Origin of the sequence: Bacillus cereus group sp. BfR-BA-01441 (assembly GCF_022663075.1) — a bacterium.
Lineage (GTDB): Bacteria > Bacillota > Bacilli > Bacillales > Bacillaceae_G > Bacillus_A > Bacillus_A cereus.
Window position 1 is genome coordinate 43,419 of the sequence record NZ_JAKUEU010000003.1, and the last position, 16,813, is coordinate 60,231.

The following is a 16,813-nucleotide window of genomic DNA, read 5'->3' on the forward strand; positions in this document are numbered from 1 at the left end:
ATTTTTGTAACCACTTTTTATCTTCTCCTATAGAATCCCTTTCAACATTAAATTCCAATACATATATGGCAACATATATCTTTTAAGTAAAAACATACTATACCGTTCTTTCGCTTGATTAAATGGAAACGTTTCTTGAGGCTCATGTTCATAGTTAAATTCAGCAAGTATAAGACTTTTATATCCTGTAACAATCGGACATGATGTATATCCATCATATTTAGCCTGTAAATCTCTTCCGCTAAGTACGTCCATAATATTTTGTTTTAAGACGGGTATCTGTTTTCGAATTGCTGCTCCAGTTTTAGAGGTAGGTAAATTGGTACAATCTCCAAGTCCAAAAATATTTTTATATTGCACATGCTGCAAAGTATAAGGGCTTATATCTACCCACCCCTGATGATCACTTATCTCACTCTCTTTAATAAAATTAGGTGGCCCCATTGGCGGAACAACATGTATCATACTATATGGTACGGTTTCTCTTTTTAGTGTTTGCGTATCTTCAAAAATTGCCTCTCTCTTTTCGGCGATAATTTCCACTAGATTTTTATTATAATTCGTTATAATTTGCTTTCTTTCTAGTACTTGTTCTAAAGTATTTGCATATCGTGGAACCTGAAATATGTTATTGTTTGCAGAATAAAATATTACTTTACTTCTGTTTCTTACACCACTATTACAAAAATACTCCTCTGCTAAGTACATAATTTTTTGTGGAGCACCACCGCATTTAATAGGAGTATTAGGGTGGGTAAAAAGCGCATTTCCTCCTTTAAATTTTTCGATTTCTCTCCAAGTAGAATCAACATATGTATAAGAATAATTGCTACATACCCCATTAGTGCCAATAGACTCTTTTAAGCCTTTAATACTGTCCCAATTTATTTGGATACCAGCTGCTACAATAAGAATTTCATACTCAAGTAGCAGTCCGTCATCTAAAAGTATCTTATTTTCAGATGGAAATAACTCAACAACACTTTTAGGGATCCACGTTGCCCCTTTTGGAATAAGCGATTCCTGATTACGCATCGTACTTTCCTTTGAAACAATTCCTCCCCCCACTAAACTCCATAGTGGCTGAAAGTAATGTTTTTTTGATGGATCAATAATTGCTATACTTTCTTTCAATAGGGGTACATTTCGTAATAAATGTGCAGTAGAAGATAGTCCTGCTGTCCCAGCACCAATTACAATAATTTTATAACTATCTCTGGTCTTCATTATCCTCTTCCTATCTAAAATTGATTTTTAAATTAACTAATTAGTAGCCATTTTTTCATCGTAGTAACATGATTATAAGTTAAAAACATCATAGTTTTATCTGATTTAAATGAAAATTTTGTTAATTTTACCATCAACATTACTATATGCGTAAATCCCCTATGTTACTTCCATATTTTAGTTTTAATATTAAAACTAAATATTATTATATAAAATAAAAATAATGCATTAAAATACTTTTCATGAATCCGGATAAGTAATGTTTAAAAAACAACATCTAACATCTTAGATGTTAAAATAAACAAATTCACATACTTCACAAATATGAAAAGTATTAAATATCGCTTAAGTTTCGTTACCTTTTTCTGTATATATTGATAAAAAATTGTGAAATTTTATCGCATTATGCAAGACATTTAATATTAAATATATTACTTTTACTATGAACTAAATGGTTTATAGGGCTTTTCTAAATAAACAAGGTGCTAAATTAATTCTTAAGAAGCCATTATCATTGCATTTATCTAAAAATTTTAAAAAATACACGCAGATGGATATCATCTTAAATACATATATAATTACCTTTAATTTTTTGACACGATTTCACATAATTCTTAAACTGATTTTTTTGCGTGCATTATGAAAAAAAATGCACCGTGTCAGTCTTTAAAAGATTATATATCATAACTTTAAGAGAGGCAGGAAAACTATGAAGATGAAAAGAAAAATCTACTGGTTAAATGCTAGCCAATAGATTTTTCTTTTTTATCTAAGGATTCTTTTAAAAGAACAACAATTTTACTACAGTAATCAAGAACAGGTTTCTAAATTAAGTTACTGGAGAATATATAACTCTGGCGCAATATCCCTACCAGCTTTCATTCCAATAATAACTCCATGATATAACGTCAAAGATGAAATCCCTCAACTTAGGTATTTGACTTTTTAAATTTATACAAATGTCTTAGCTCTATGTACTGTGATATATAGGTCCACATCAATATGTTATTGCATCATATACTGAACAGATAATTTAAATTACTTTTATAAAGGATGATGAGGATGAACCTAGAAGATATACAAAAATCCTATGGCGTAATTGTAAGTTTAGGAGGATTGTGTCAAGTCACCAACCAAATCAAAAGACACAATTTAAGAACATTTTCTGGACCTTTAGATTGGTTTTATTATCCATCACTTTCAGATGTAAACAGATTACTTCAAAATCGATTTAAAAAATTCATGAAGTTGGAAAATATGGTTATAGAAGGTTCAGAAAGTTACGGTCTTATTGAATCAGAATTTGATAATCAAATTAAATGGGCAGAACGAATTACCTACTGTATAAAGGACACTTATTATAATTGTTTTTCAATGCATGATTTTCCTATTAATTCCGAAAAGGATTTGAAATCAACCTATCCTTCTTTTAAAGCTAAATTAGACACTAGAATTAATCGATTCCTTGAAAAAATAAATAGTAGTGAATCCATTTTATTCATTAGAATTTGGGGAAATCGAGATGAAGCGGTTGAATTACAAAACGTATTATCTAAAATTACAAATAAGGATTTTAATATTCTTATTGTTAATTTCAAGGAGGGTATATCTAATATTGTTGAACAAAATTGGGGAATATCGAGGGTTTGTTCAATTGAACTCCCACGTTATCAGGATAGATGGGAAGGTGATGATTCCGATTGGGATGTTATTTTAAACAAAATAACATTAACTTAATAATTTTCTTCTTACTTTTAAAATGATTTGGCCCGTAAAATCAAATAGGTGTAGAAAAATAAAATTCCTGTCTAATTGATACACACTTAATTAACAAAACGTTCATATAATAATTCGTAAGTCCTTCTTTATTGAATAAATAGTTCTTTACAAAATTAGTTCCATCACTAGAGCACCTTTATGCGGTGCTCTTTTTTGAATTTATAAAATGTAAAAATAGTTGTTCCATTTTCCTTTAAATGGCTAATTTCCTTTGTTATTCTTCTATTGATTTCTGTATAATCATTTATGCGATCAGCATATTCTGCTTATGTAGTGCATTCACGACTACTTACTTCCATACTTTATCTTATATTTTGTCTTCTTGGATATTTCATTATAAGCTTCTTCAATTCCCTTGATTTCCTTCCCCTTCTTTTATCTTAAGAACAAGCAATTTCTTTCATTAATATTAAATAAACTAAAGCATAGATTTTAAAAGAACCTAATTTACATATAATTCATGATAAACTACAGTGTGTATTCTCCACGTTTAATCAGCATCTGAATTATAAATCTAACATATTTTTTTTAGTTGATTGTCATTATGGTACAACCGTGTATACATTTACCAAACAAACTACATAGTTTAAATTAGTAAAATATATAGAGAGGAAGGAAATAAATCTATGAAAGTCATAATTTTGTGTGGCGGAAAAGGGCTTCGGATGCAAGGAATTTTAGAGGACATTCCCAAACCATTAGTTCGAGTTCAAGGAAAGCCTCTCCTCTTGCATATAATGAATTGGTATAGAAAATATGGACATTCTGATTTCATTTTACCCTTAGGATATAAAGGTGAGAAAATTAAGGAATATTTTATGGACTTTAGCTGGAAAGAGAATGACTTTAGTTTGAATTTTAAAACCAGTCAATATACGCTACTTCAGAAATTAGAAAATTGGAATATACACTTTATAGATACAGGAATTGATACAATGACCGGGGCAAGACTAAAAAAACTTGAATCCTTTGTACAGGGTGAAACCTTTTTATTAACTTATGGTGACGGATTAGCCAATATAGATATTGATCAACTAATAGCATTCCATAAAGAAAAAGGAAAAATTGCTACATTAACTGGAATTAAAAAAAATAGTCAATACGGCCTATTGGCGGTCGAAGATGGAATTGCTATTGATTTTAAAGAAAAACCATTACTTGATGAAGTAATTAATGGCGGTTTTTTTGTATTTAACAAAGAAATATTCAATTATTTAAGTAATAATGATGATTGTGTTCTAGAAGAAGATCCTCTTCGAAATTTAATAAAAGACAATGAGCTCGCCGTCTATGAACACAATGACTTTTGGGCTAGTGTCGATACACCTAAAGATTTAAAAACTGTAAATGAAAGTTGGAATCCAAATAAATTTTAGTGGAGAGGACTGAATAAGCATTGAACTCTAATGATAAAAAAATAAGTTTACCCCGATTGTACATCCCCTCTAATGAGAAAATAGTTAACCCACTTTCAACAGGAATTAAAGCTTCAAATCTCTCCAAAAAAAATACTCAAAAAAGAATTAATCCCCAATTCTATAATCAACAACATGATCTAAATAATCATTTCTGCGTCATTGTAGGTAGTGAGTATGTCTTGAAAATTATTGCTTTACAGCAATCATTAATGCAGTACTCAGAAAAATTCACATTGTGGATTTGTTGTATAGATCCTTTTGCATATTCACTATTAAAAGAAATGAGTTTAATTAATGTAAACCTTTTACAAGTTGAAGAATTAGAAGATCGTGAACTAAAAGCAATTAAGAGAAAAAGAAAAGTAAATGAATATTGTTGGACTTTAAAATCTGTCTTGATAGAATATTTATTGGTCAATTATGATTTACCATCTATTCTATATTGTGATGGTGATTTATGCTTTTTCTCTGACCCTAATATTATTTTTGAGGAATGGGGTGACCATTCTATCTTCCTAACCCCCCAAAGAGATCGTGATTGGGTAGAAAAAATGTACGGAAAATATCAGGCTGGTCTAATTGGATTTAAGAATGATCTCTATGGACTAAAAAGTGTAAGATGGTGGAAAAATAAATGTATAGATTGGTGCAGTGCCGAGGCTGAAGAGGGGAAATTTGGAGACCAAAAGTATTTAGATTATATCCCTATATATTTTCCAAAAGTAAAAATTTCAAATAACTTAGGTATAAATGCTGCGCCTTGGAACTGTATATATAATAACGATTATAAAATTGACAAGACTAAAAATGATATATTTATTGAAAACGACAAACTAGTTGTTTACCATTTTGCATGTATTACTATCTTTACTGAAAATGATTTTGATCTTTGGTCTTTGGGAGAAATTTCAATACCCAATAATATATTAAACCATATTTACACTCCGTATTTAGAGAGAATTCAATTTGTTTTAAAGCAATTAAAGGATAAATTCAATAAAGATACTAAACAATTTTTAAGTAAAAAAGATATAAATAAAGCTCAAACTTTATATAAAGATTCACAATTAAGAAGAAAAATGAATCAATCCAATCATTTTATGAACTTTTCCATGATTATAAGTAAAGAACGATTAATTCAAGGATTGACCTCTTATTATTCCTTAGAAAATTTCAACGCTAAATTTACTGTATGGATCTGTTGTATGGATGATCTAACTTATCAAATATTAGAGAAATTAAAATTAAAGCACGCCATACTAATTCCGGTAAAAGAAATTGAAAATCATGAACTCCTCAGTATAAAAAATGATAGAAGTTTACAAGAGTATTGTTGGACATTAAAAGCGCCCCTATGTCTACATGTCCTTAGTCTTTATCCGGAAGTTGATCACATTATATATTGTGATGCTGATATGTATTTCTTTACAGCACCTAATATCATTCTTGATGAGTGGTGGAAATACTCTGTATTCCTTTGCCCTCAAAGAAGCTCTACTGAAATTGAAAGCATACACGGTATATACCAAGCTGGTTTAGTAGGCTTCAAAAACGATCAAAATAGTAAAGAAATTTTAACATGGTGGAAAGATAAATGCCTAGAATATTGTAATAATCATTATGATGTTGAAATGGATAGATGGGGTGATCAAAAATATTTAAATCACATTCCTAACATCTTTTCTAATATAAAAATCATGACTCATAGAGGTATTGATGCAGCACCTTGGAATGTCATTTTAAATAGCAGTTCTATATCCAAAACAGATAATAAAGTTTTTATTGATCAAGATGAATTAATAGCTTTTCATTTTGGAAGTATGCAAATTATTAATCCAAATGAGTTCGATTTATGGAAACACGAAACTTTAGAATTACCTCCAGCAGTTTTAGATTATATATACATTCCTTATATTGAACAATTGAATAAGACATGTCATACCCTTCATAATACTTTTCAAAAACCTTCCTCCTCTTTATTTGCTGATCAAATTGATACAACAACAATAAAAAATTATTTTAAATACCCCTCCCCTCATCACAATTAAGACTGATACTTTCCTTATTTAAAAATAAATCTATTTATTTCAGCAACTAAAAATACATCTTAATAAAGGATAGATTATCACTATGATTGCTTCATTTAAAAATAAAACTTTCCTTATTACTGGTGGATACGGTTTTATTGGTACTCACTTGGCACGAAGACTTTTAAATTTACAAGCAAAAATTGTTCTTTTCATAAGAACACCATCAAACTCTTGGAGACTAAAGGATATTCTAAAATATATTGAAACCTATGAAATAGATATACGAGATAAAAAACAAGTACAAGATGCAATAAAGAAAATTAATCCCGATTATATCTTTCACCTGGCAGCCTATGGTGTAAATTCTGCCCATACAGATTACATCCATGCTATAGAAACAAATGTTATAGGGACTTGTAACATTATTCAAGCAGCAAAATTGGTGAATTGTAAAAAAATCATCAATTTTGGGAGTAGTTCTGAATACGGTAACAAGATGGAACCTATTCATGAAAATATGTTACTAACTCCTGTGGATATCTATGGAAGTACCAAAGCTGCTGCTACTATACTCGCCCATCAAATTGCTAGCGAAAACAATATTAATCTTATAACATTAAGACCTTTTGGCATATTCGGAGAAGGCGAAGAGCCGCATAAAATTTTTAGCTATATAATCTTGCGAGTATTACAAAACAAAGATGTAAATTTAACTTTATGTAATCAATTAAGAGATTATTGTTATATAGAAAATGTAATAGATGCCTGTATCCTAGCAGTAGAAAATACTACTGTACAAAATGAAATTTTTAATATTGGGAGCGGCACTATTCACCCCTTGAAACATTATGTAGAATTATTATTCAAACATTTGAAAACCAATTCCAGACCAAATTACGGTGCAATTTCCTCTAGAACAAATGAAAGATGGGTTCCTGAAGCGGATGTGCAAAAAATAAAAAACTCTCTTTCCTGGGAACCTAGAATTAATATTGAAGAAGGAATTATAAAAACTGTTAATTGGTATAAAAATAATAAACATTTATACCTAACCCCCTAAAAATAGGGTACTAAAGGAGGTGGACTAATTGTTAAACCAAAACTTTAATAATGCTTTTTACGGAAAAACAATTTTAATTACTGGACATACTGGTTTTAAAGGTTCTTGGTTATCCCTATGGTTGAATGAATTAGGTGCTACTGTAATCGGATATTCATTAGATCCTAAAAATAAGAATGATAACTTTAACATTACTAACCTTCAAAATAATATAATTGATATTCGTGGAGACATTAGAGATTTTAATAAATTAAATAAGGTTTTTACAGATTATAAACCTGAAATTGTATTCCATTTAGCTGCCCAACCTCTAGTTAATTATTCATATGAATATCCTAGAGAAACATACGAGGTAAACGTTGTAGGAACTATGAATGTACTAGAGGCAATTCGATTACATGAATCAGCTAAAATAGGAATTATGGTGACAAGTGACAAGTGCTATGAAAATAAAGAATGGCCTTGGGGTTATCGTGAAATTGACCCTATGGGCGGCCATGACATATATAGCTCAAGCAAAGGATGCTGTGAACTTTTAATTTCTTCCTATCGAAATTCTTACTTTTCAGAAGAAAACTTTTCTCAACACAAGAAAATAATTGCAAGCGTTCGAGCTGGTAATGTAATTGGTGGTGGTGATTGGTCAATAGATAGAATTATTCCTGATTGTATACGAGCATTAGAATCAAACAAAAACATTATTATTAGAAACCCTACTGCTATTAGACCCTGGCAACATGTACTAGAACCTTTAAGCGGGTATTTACTCCTTACAGAAAAAATTATAAATAATGGTATCCTTTATTCAGGAGCATGGAACTTCGGGCCATCCCTAAGCAATATTGTTCCAGTAGAAAAATTAGTGACCAGTTTACTAGATATTTGGGGCTGCGGGGATTGGACAGCAGAAAATATAGGTCCAATAAATTTTCATGAAGCAAATTTACTAAATCTTGACATTAGCAAAGCAAAATTCAATCTTAATTGGCAGCCAAAATGGTCCCTACAACAGACTTTAGAAAATACAATAGAATGGTATAAACATTATAATTCTTACACCAGTTCTGAGATGATAAATCTATGTATTAGCCAAATCAAACAATATTGTATGCTTTGAACTACTCCCACTTCCCCATACTTGCTGTGAGTTCCTTATGGAGGGAGTCTTCTTGGTTAAAATAATAAAAGATACATTAATTTTTATAGTCTAAATTATAAACCTACTATACCTAAAATTATGTGATTGTCCATTAACAAAGATTTTATTTCTTCGGTTATTTCAAATCAACTATTGACATTATACTTAAGCATAAAGGAATCACATATTTTTCTAGTGATTCCCTTGTTCTGAGAAAATAATGTCTTGCTTTAACGACAATACAGTATATGCGATTATTAATTTATTTGTTCTAGTTATGAAAAAATCTATTCCTGTCAAAAGAGCTTTCTTCAAAGAAAAACTTCCTATTTTCTTCTACTTATCCTACCCGAAAAGTAACTAAGATGAAAATTTTGATAATTATATCTACTATTATAGAATTATCCCCTTCTTGTAGCTATTCCACTAAAGTTCATGCTTATATATTGATTCTCTGATTTATTATCACCAATGTTGATGAATTCATGCATTGCTTATTCTATACACAAATTGATTTTTGAATTATCTTTTCAGAATAAGTAAAGAAGGCTTTCTCTTTTATGCACTTCCTCCCTACCAGTCTTTAATTTGCCTTTAATCAACAATAAGAACAAATCTTCAATATAGTACATCTTCTATAAAACAAAACCATAAGTAAGATAATTTCACTATTACAAATAATGAGATGTTCTGTTTCACCTTTTTACATTATCTAAAAAAGAACTTGTAGGAATTCTTACAAGTTCTTTTTTGTTTTCTTTATTGTCTTCTTATTTACATACGCAAGATTTATATATTTTATCGGATACATACTATATGTATCCAATAAAATAATTTAAAAATTAATATGTAATTGATCCGTTTTAAGAAAAGGAAATTTCATAAATCTTCAATCACAGTTTCTAAGTTCACCTGATAGAACGTATAAAGACTCATATCATCTTTTGATAATTTTTGGATGTTTTATTCTAAGTATATTCGACACAAATTGATTGTTTTTTATGAATTTTCTTGAAAAATATTGTAATATCACTCCATTTTTTCTTCTATTTTGTTATGATGTTTATAATTAAATTGGATTAGGATTTTTTTAGAAAATGGGGGCGTATATTATGAGTGTTTCAGTAAAGGGAAATGAGCAATTAACCTCTCTATTGAACGACTGGTATCGAGCTATGCTATCTCAACAAGTTATAAAAGCTACTAATCTAAAAAAGAAAATTGATGAAAAAATTAATAAGTTAAGCATTGAGCCGGATCAAGAACATCAGGATCAAAATTTGTTACTATACTATTCACTACTCGAATTTCGTTACAAGGTCTTAACAGATAGCCTTGGTATTCAACAAAATAGTTTTGATACTATTAGCGATTATGATATGCCTACAGATCAATTTCTACAATTCTATTATCATTTTTTCAAATCCATTCATTCCACTTTTATATCTAATTATACTGAGGCAGAGGAACATTATAAACTAGCAGAAAAAATATTGGTAGCTATACCAGATGAAATTGAACATGCTGAATTTTACTATAGAATTGCTACTTTCTATCACCATACCTATAACAATCTCGCTTCTATCGAGTACGCAAATAAATCGAGAGCAATCTTTTCAAAGTACGAAGGTTATGAAGTAAAAACAGCCTTTTGTAATAGTTTGCTAGGTGGTTGCTGCATCTATTTAAAACAGTACGAACAAGCAGAAGAATATCTACATTGCGCAATTGATTTACTACAAAAAAATAGGGAAGAAGATTCCTTGTTATACGTAAAAAATACTATGGGGTGGCTGTATTCTGATCAAAGTATGTCTACTTTAGCTATTCGTCACCTTTCAGAAGTAACAGAGAAAATCCCTACACACTTCAAGGCCATCTTCCTACAAGCTAAGGAACATTATAAGTTAGGAGAACAATCAACGGCCAGCCAACTCATTGATAAGGGACTACAGATTTGTAGAGAAATTCATAACGAAGAATACACACACCACTTCTCTATTTTAAAAAAATTAAACGAAAATATTCCATTGGAAAAATTAGAAAAAATCATTCAAGAAGGAATCTTATACTTTGAGGAAGAAGAATTATGGGAATATGTTGTCGAATACGCCGAATTATTTGCCACAAAATGTAGACAATTAGAGAACCACCAAAAAGTAAGTGACTATTTCCATATTTGTTATCAAGCAAGACAAAAATCAATCGCAAAAGGAGTGTTAAAATAATGAAAAAAATTAGCTTATTATTATCAGGCATTGCTTTTATTGGGGTATTAACGGTGGGAATTTTTCAGTTTTCTAAAACAGATCAGCTTGCTACTCATGGGCATTATCCTGCTCCTTCATATAGTGTTGGCGATTATGGTGGTGCACCACCACAAATTTAATGTAAATGTATTTAAAAACCCTCCAAATGGAGGGTTTTTAAATGGCTTATCTGCCTGTTCAATACGCATAGAGAGTACATATTATACTTATTTACTATGTTATAAGATTTTTCATTTCCACTCTGTAACAAGATTCTAGCATTCTCTCCTAGAATCTCAACTTAAATCTTAAATCCACCAATTAACTCTTGAAGTTCTTCCGCCATCTGTGCTAATTGTATTGCTGAAGAATTTATCTCTTCCATAGAAGCATGTTGTTCCTCAGATGAACCAGCTATCGTTTGCATACTTGAAGAATTTTCTTTTACAGCCATAGCTATTTGATCAATCGATGTATCAACTTTCATTGCATCAGTTGTCATTTTATTTGATAGTTCTACCATACCATGCACTTTTGATACAATATCATTTGCAGATTTTGAAATCTCATAAAAACTTTGTTTTGTATCATTCGCAACCTTAATTCCCGACTGTACTTCTACGCCTACTTCATTCATAGCTTTTACAGTCTCATGTACGTCTGCTTGTATTTCCTTAATTAAACTTCCAATTTCCATTGAAGATTCGGATGATTGCTCCGCCAACTTTCTAACTTCATCAGCAACAATTGCAAACCCTCTCCCCTGTTCCCCAGCTCTAGCTGCTTCAATCGCTGCATTTAATGCTAATAAATTTGTTTGTTCCGCAATATTTTGAATCGCTTCTAATATACTGCCAATTTGCTGTGATTTCTTATCTAATAATTTTATGACATTATCGGATTGAGAAACAGAGTGATGGATAGACTGCATTTGTGTTACAGTTTGTTCTACTAATTGTTCACCTTCATTGGCTTTTTGTTTAGTGTATATGGATGAAGCCGATACTTCAGAAGCATTCTCAGCTACGTATTGAATATTTCGTGTTACCTCACCAATTAATTCAGCTCCAGACTCAACTTCATTATTTTGAACCTCTGCACTGTTCGAGATTTCTTCCATCTCTTTTGTAATTTGTTCTGTCGCAACACTTGCTTGCTCTACACTAGCAGTTAGTTCCTCAGAAGACGCAGCTACATGTCCTGCAGATGTGTTAATTTGAGAAATAATATTACGTAACGACTCTGCCATTGTATTGAAACTACCACCTAATTGACCAAGTTCATCCTTTGAACGAATATCTATTTTCTCGGTTAAATCCCCTTGACTAATTCTTTGAGCTGACATGACTAATTGTCTTAGTGGAGTAATTATAGATTTGAGTATGAATAGAATTACAATTCCACCTAACAATAATGAAGCACCTATTATAGTGAGTGTTTTATAAAAAATAGGATTGGTAGCTTCTTCAATTTCTTTCGTAGGCATTACGCCAGCTATTTTCCAACCTGTTTTTTTATTTGTCTTAAAGCTTATGTTTCGATCTTCGCCATTGAGGCTATAAGTAATTACTCCATCTTCTGTCTTGTACAATTCATCCACTAAAGTTTTCTCTAATTTCTCTCCAGGCTTTAGTGATGGATGAACAACTATAGTTTTATCTTGACTAACTATAGATACAAATCCTTGCTTCCCAATTTTTATCATTTTGGATGTTTTTACGATATCTTTAATATTCAAATCTACGCCAATGACACCACTTTTATCTGCATTCTGCTTTGCAATTGCAATTACCATATTTCCTGTAGACTTTGATTTATATGGAGATGAAACAATAATCTCTCCATCTGCTTTTACTGCATCCTTATACCAACTACTTTCTAGCGGATTAAACCCTTCTGGTATTTTTCCAACAGGTGCATGAATAAATTGATTGTTACTGGATGCCGTATAAATCGTTTCTATCTCTGGATGTAACTGTATATATTGATCAAATTTATTCTGTACATTTTGCGATTGTTCAGGATTATAATCCCCTTGTGTGAGTACCTTTGTAAAATGAGTGATATCTGTATGCTTATTTTCTAATTCATCATCAACAATCTTATCTAAAATACTTATATTATCTTTTGCTGATTGTAGAATTGTTTCATTAAGATCTGTTTTTGCTTTATTATAAGATGATACTCCTACGATAAGGCTTGGTATAATTAATATTGCTATAAATGCCATAGACAACTTCGTTTTAAGCTTTATTTGTCCCAATCTTTCTTTTATATTAAACACTAGATACTTCTCCTTTTCATTTTTACTACTTATATAGTTTATTTAAATTTTTCTCCTTTACTTTTCCACATTCATTTATTGTACCATTCGAAATGAAACCACAATTAAATCCTATTATCCGCACTTTATAATTTAGAGATTTATTTTTCACAGACAGAGTTTTATCTGTCCTCCTTTCAAATATGTTATTTTTCTAGATTCAGCAATTATTAGACTACGAATTATTCCAAATAAACTTGATGCAACATATACTTCATTTAAAAAATAATTATTGGATTCGTTTGGATAAAAATTTAATTTAGCGCTATTCCAATCAGATGAAATCCTTACCATAATAAATTCACAAAACATAACTAAGTAAATTTATTTCTTTAATAATTATATTTAACTGCCTTTTAACCATTCTAACTGTATTACTTCATCGTTTTATCTGTTTATTACAATCACTTTTTTTATTGAATCACTAAACTATAAATTCTATATAGGAGAATAAAATAAATTAGAGAATTACATTGTAACATATATATATAAGTTGTTGATATTAAAATTTAAAACTTTACTATTTTTCATATGCAATATTACATGCGAAAAGCCATAATTTTTTTGTTATACTATGCATGTGGATTTTTCATCCAAAAATCCACCCAAACGCATATTTATGTATATGCCACCCTAATTGATGAAAGTGAGAAGAATGTTTATCATTTTTCTCACTTTCATCAATTAGGCTCTGTTAATATTGATTATTGATAAAAAGTATTAAATAAGGGAAGACACCTTAGAATTGGTGCTTCCCTTATTTGTTGATTATTCAAATCTAAAATAGGTATTTTCTAAACCTATTCTTTGCTTTAATGTTCTGCCCAAAGCATAATTATTTGGTAATTCTTTTTCAACGACACAAATAATATAACCTGCTTTTCCTGTTGTTAAATTAGTTAGTTGTAAGTAGTTAGTGTTGTCGTAGATATAAGAAATAATATATTCATAGAAATTATTTTCTTTATCTTCTCTATTCATATCAACATTGTACAACCTAACTCTTGCTCCTGCCCAAATTTCCTCATCATCATCAACATTACTTAAAGGCATCCATTTCGAGTTATCCAATATTTCACCCTTTTCTTAATTCATTCGTTTATACACGAATGTTGCTAGACACAAACTATCATAAGCATCCGTCATTTCATTGATTAGACGACCACCGACAAAGAAAAAAGACTCAACATAGCTTTTTCCCCATTGAAACACTTGCTCTCTCTGTATGAGACAAATCACGAATATGTTTCAATAGATTACTGAACGCTTTGCTCAACCTCAATACATATCGAACGTTAGTTTTTATGAAATTATATTAAGATTTCGAATTGGTTTCAAATATCAACATTTACTTTTAACAGAGCTTTTATTTAAAATGTGTGCTTTTACTTAATTCTTTAGTTATTTTTACATTTTGAATCTACGAAAATGAATTCCCTTATAAAAACTCTAACAGAGAATCTTTCTTTCAAATTCCACCTAGGGAATCATTTATTTTCCCAAAAACCTACCAACATCTTTATCAACTCATTTTAGAATATTTAAACAATAATTTCATATACAAACTCTGCATAAATTATTCATTTTCTTTTATATAATGCCTACCTTTTTACTTTTGATAGATTATTATACATTGGATTATTATACATAAACGCCAAAACATGAGGTATTTTGTAGAATTTTGTCTATCAATATGTATGTACACCCTTTTGTAGTGGATATAGACTGTGAGGTGTAAGGAGATACCTTACAAAATAATAAAAAGGAGATTATAGAATGAGTAGATTAACAAAATTCTCAAAGTTAGTATTTGCAACTTTAGTCGTGGGAAGTAGTTTAAGCACCTTTGTTTCGTCACACAGTGTACAAGCTGACACCTTAGATACTAATTACCAAGATTCTGTAAAATTCATACCACCTTCTAGTGCTAGGCCAAAATTGGAACAAAAAAACACTATTGTTCCAGAAGCAAAAGTTGTTAAAAACCATTATGTAAAGTACTCTAAAGCACATTTCCAAACTAAAGAAAGTATACCAAAAGAGATTTATTATTCTTCAGAAGGCTTTAAAGGCTATATACAGGCAAGTACCGTTTGGGATATGGGAGATCATTTCGCAACACTATATTCCGGAACCGTTATTCGATGTTAGACTTTTAATCCATTCTTTCCTAATGCTTAAAATGATCAATAGTTCACTGCCAATACTGTAATATCTATTGTTCATAAAATAAACCACAAAATCTTTCGATTTCATGGTTTATCAAATATAAAGATAATGCTAAACGAATACTCTAACATTACCTTCCCCAAAGTTAATTATAGAGTATTTTCAAAAAAAAGACACTCTTGTAGTGTCTTTTTTATAGTATTTTAAAAAGAATTCCACCTACTAACACCTTTTTGTTGCGCCTATTCGTTTATTTCAATATGATACTTTTCCATCTCGTATATGCAATAGACAATGATAGCTAAACTCCAACTGACACTATAATAATTATGTGTGTAGAAGTCATAGCCCGCTTTAATACCTTTTTCTATTACAACTAATGTAAATCCTAAAGCCACCCATCTGTTAATTTTCATCTTTATAAACGTTAAAGAGATAATTATTAAAAATAAAATATTTGTAAGATGATTTATCATTAGCTCATATTTTTGAATGTATACTGCCATTATACAAGCAACGATATTAGTCGCAATGCCAAAGGCAATCACCGCTCCCCAAACCCTGTCCGAAAGTCCCACTCCTGAGTCAGTCCCTTCCTAAACAAATATCCCTTTCTTTAATTCGTTCCTACACCCTATTCAAGATATGCTAAATTATCCTTGTCTGATGAATATCTATTTATCTTTTCATATAGAGCAAACAAAATTTCTACTCATAATTTTTTCTTTATTAGACAAACTATGTCTAAGCCGTTTGAACTAGCGGCTTCACTCTTCTGGTAATGGGATAGCACAATTTATTGAATTGACTAACTCATTCAACCCACTGGCACCGGCAGGCAACAAAATAGTTGTCTGCCATTTTCATGTATACTTTTTCTAATTTCATTTCAAACCAAGTGTGTGCTGTACTGATTTCAAAAGGACAGAATTTCATTTTTTAAAATTTAAAAAAGATAAGGTCCTGTCTACTTTTGGTATAGGACTTTTTCTTTTCACACATACTATTTTTGAACCTGTTTACCAATACGTGTCCTAATGGTGTCTTGAATTCCTCCTAAAAAGGGCTGCAGATACGACTGCATGCCCTTTTATTTACATTGCTTCTCTATATTGAATAAAATAATTAAAAACTAAAAATGTAATATTACATATTTTTTCTGTTCAGATTATGTTAGTTTACTTCGTAGTCGAATTATAGTTTCGTATCTAATTCAGCAATATGTGAACTGTTTACCTAAAGAAAAGACACCCAAAAGGTGTCTTTTCTTCTTTTAATCTAAAAAACATTTTTTCTTTTCAGTAAGATCCAATTATCCCTCTAACCTAAACCTCATAATTAAAGGCAATTTAATCATGGTACTCAAGAGTTTTCATCCATTTCAATATACCTATAGCTTAATTTAAAATCACATTTCCAG

At 30.3% G+C, this 16,813-nt stretch carries 12 protein-coding genes and 1 pseudogene; 8 read left to right on the forward strand and 5 right to left on the reverse strand.

The window, feature by feature from the left end; all coding sequences use genetic code 11:
- Nucleotides 1–27: 27 nt before the first annotated feature.
- Nucleotides 28–1,227 (reverse strand): FAD/NAD(P)-binding oxidoreductase, encoded by a 1,200-nt coding sequence (locus MR107_RS02365; RefSeq protein WP_000857313.1) that lies wholly within the window; start codon nucleotides 1,225–1,227, stop codon nucleotides 28–30.
- 1,062 nt (nucleotides 1,228–2,289) lie between these two features.
- Between MR107_RS02365 and MR107_RS02370 the strand changes: the two genes are divergently transcribed.
- The 7 genes from MR107_RS02370 to MR107_RS02400 all read left to right on the forward strand — a co-directional run bounded on the left by MR107_RS02370 (nucleotide 2,290) and on the right by MR107_RS02400 (nucleotide 11,041).
- Nucleotides 2,290–2,964, forward strand: a complete 675-nt coding sequence (locus MR107_RS02370; protein ID WP_001047153.1) for a papain-like cysteine peptidase — start codon at nucleotides 2,290–2,292, stop codon at nucleotides 2,962–2,964.
- 668 nt (nucleotides 2,965–3,632) lie between these two features.
- Nucleotides 3,633–4,382 (forward strand): sugar phosphate nucleotidyltransferase, encoded by a 750-nt coding sequence (locus MR107_RS02375; protein WP_000864434.1) that lies wholly within the window; start codon nucleotides 3,633–3,635, stop codon nucleotides 4,380–4,382.
- A 20-nt stretch (nucleotides 4,383–4,402) separates the two neighbouring features.
- The gene (locus MR107_RS02380; protein WP_001087527.1) at nucleotides 4,403–6,472 is read left to right on the forward strand and encodes a glycosyl transferase; all 2,070 of its coding nucleotides are present in this window, start codon (nucleotides 4,403–4,405) and stop codon (nucleotides 6,470–6,472) included.
- 82 nt (nucleotides 6,473–6,554) lie between these two features.
- Nucleotides 6,555–7,514 carry an NAD-dependent epimerase/dehydratase family protein gene (locus tag MR107_RS02385; protein ID WP_242292041.1) on the forward strand — a complete coding sequence of 320 codons (960 nt, stop codon included), beginning with the start codon at nucleotides 6,555–6,557 and terminating at the stop codon, nucleotides 7,512–7,514.
- A 28-nt stretch (nucleotides 7,515–7,542) separates the two neighbouring features.
- Nucleotides 7,543–8,631, forward strand: coding sequence for a CDP-glucose 4,6-dehydratase (gene rfbG, locus MR107_RS02390; RefSeq protein ID WP_000934347.1), 1,089 nt, complete (start codon nucleotides 7,543–7,545; stop codon nucleotides 8,629–8,631).
- A gap of 1,133 nt (nucleotides 8,632–9,764) precedes the next feature.
- Nucleotides 9,765–10,880 carry a Rap family tetratricopeptide repeat protein gene (locus MR107_RS02395; RefSeq protein ID WP_074554879.1) on the forward strand — a complete coding sequence of 372 codons (1,116 nt, stop codon included), beginning with the start codon at nucleotides 9,765–9,767 and terminating at the stop codon, nucleotides 10,878–10,880.
- Entirely contained in the window at nucleotides 10,880–11,041 is a 162-nt protein-coding gene (locus tag MR107_RS02400) for a hypothetical protein (protein ID WP_000724107.1), read from the forward strand. Before MR107_RS02395 ends, MR107_RS02400 begins: the two co-directional genes overlap by 1 nt.
- Nucleotides 11,042–11,202: 161 nt before the next feature.
- On the opposite strand, the gene MR107_RS02405 is transcribed toward MR107_RS02400, so the two are convergent.
- From MR107_RS02405 to MR107_RS02415, 3 genes and pseudogenes are all read right to left on the reverse strand, one after another.
- Complete coding sequence (locus MR107_RS02405) at nucleotides 11,203–13,185, reverse strand: methyl-accepting chemotaxis protein (protein ID WP_130055590.1); 1,983 nt, start codon at nucleotides 13,183–13,185, stop codon at nucleotides 11,203–11,205.
- An 807-nt stretch (nucleotides 13,186–13,992) separates the two neighbouring features.
- A complete protein-coding gene (locus MR107_RS02410; protein WP_002041583.1) occupies nucleotides 13,993–14,277 on the reverse strand; it encodes a hypothetical protein in 285 nt (94 codons plus the stop codon).
- Nucleotides 14,278–14,361: 84 nt separating this feature from the next.
- Nucleotides 14,362–14,500, reverse strand: a pseudogene (locus tag MR107_RS02415) (IS1595 family transposase); the annotation flags it as partial.
- A gap of 500 nt (nucleotides 14,501–15,000) precedes the next feature.
- Between MR107_RS02415 and MR107_RS02420 the strand changes: the two are divergent.
- Nucleotides 15,001–15,375 carry a hypothetical protein gene (locus tag MR107_RS02420; RefSeq protein ID WP_000088971.1) on the forward strand — a complete coding sequence of 125 codons (375 nt, stop codon included), beginning with the start codon at nucleotides 15,001–15,003 and terminating at the stop codon, nucleotides 15,373–15,375.
- A 260-nt stretch (nucleotides 15,376–15,635) separates the two neighbouring features.
- Here MR107_RS02420 and MR107_RS02425 read toward each other — a convergent pair whose 3' ends face one another.
- Nucleotides 15,636–15,971: a hypothetical protein gene (locus MR107_RS02425; RefSeq protein ID WP_000524431.1), complete on the reverse strand. Its 336-nt coding sequence runs from the start codon at nucleotides 15,969–15,971 to the stop codon at nucleotides 15,636–15,638.
- Between the last annotated feature and the right edge of the window lie 842 nt (nucleotides 15,972–16,813).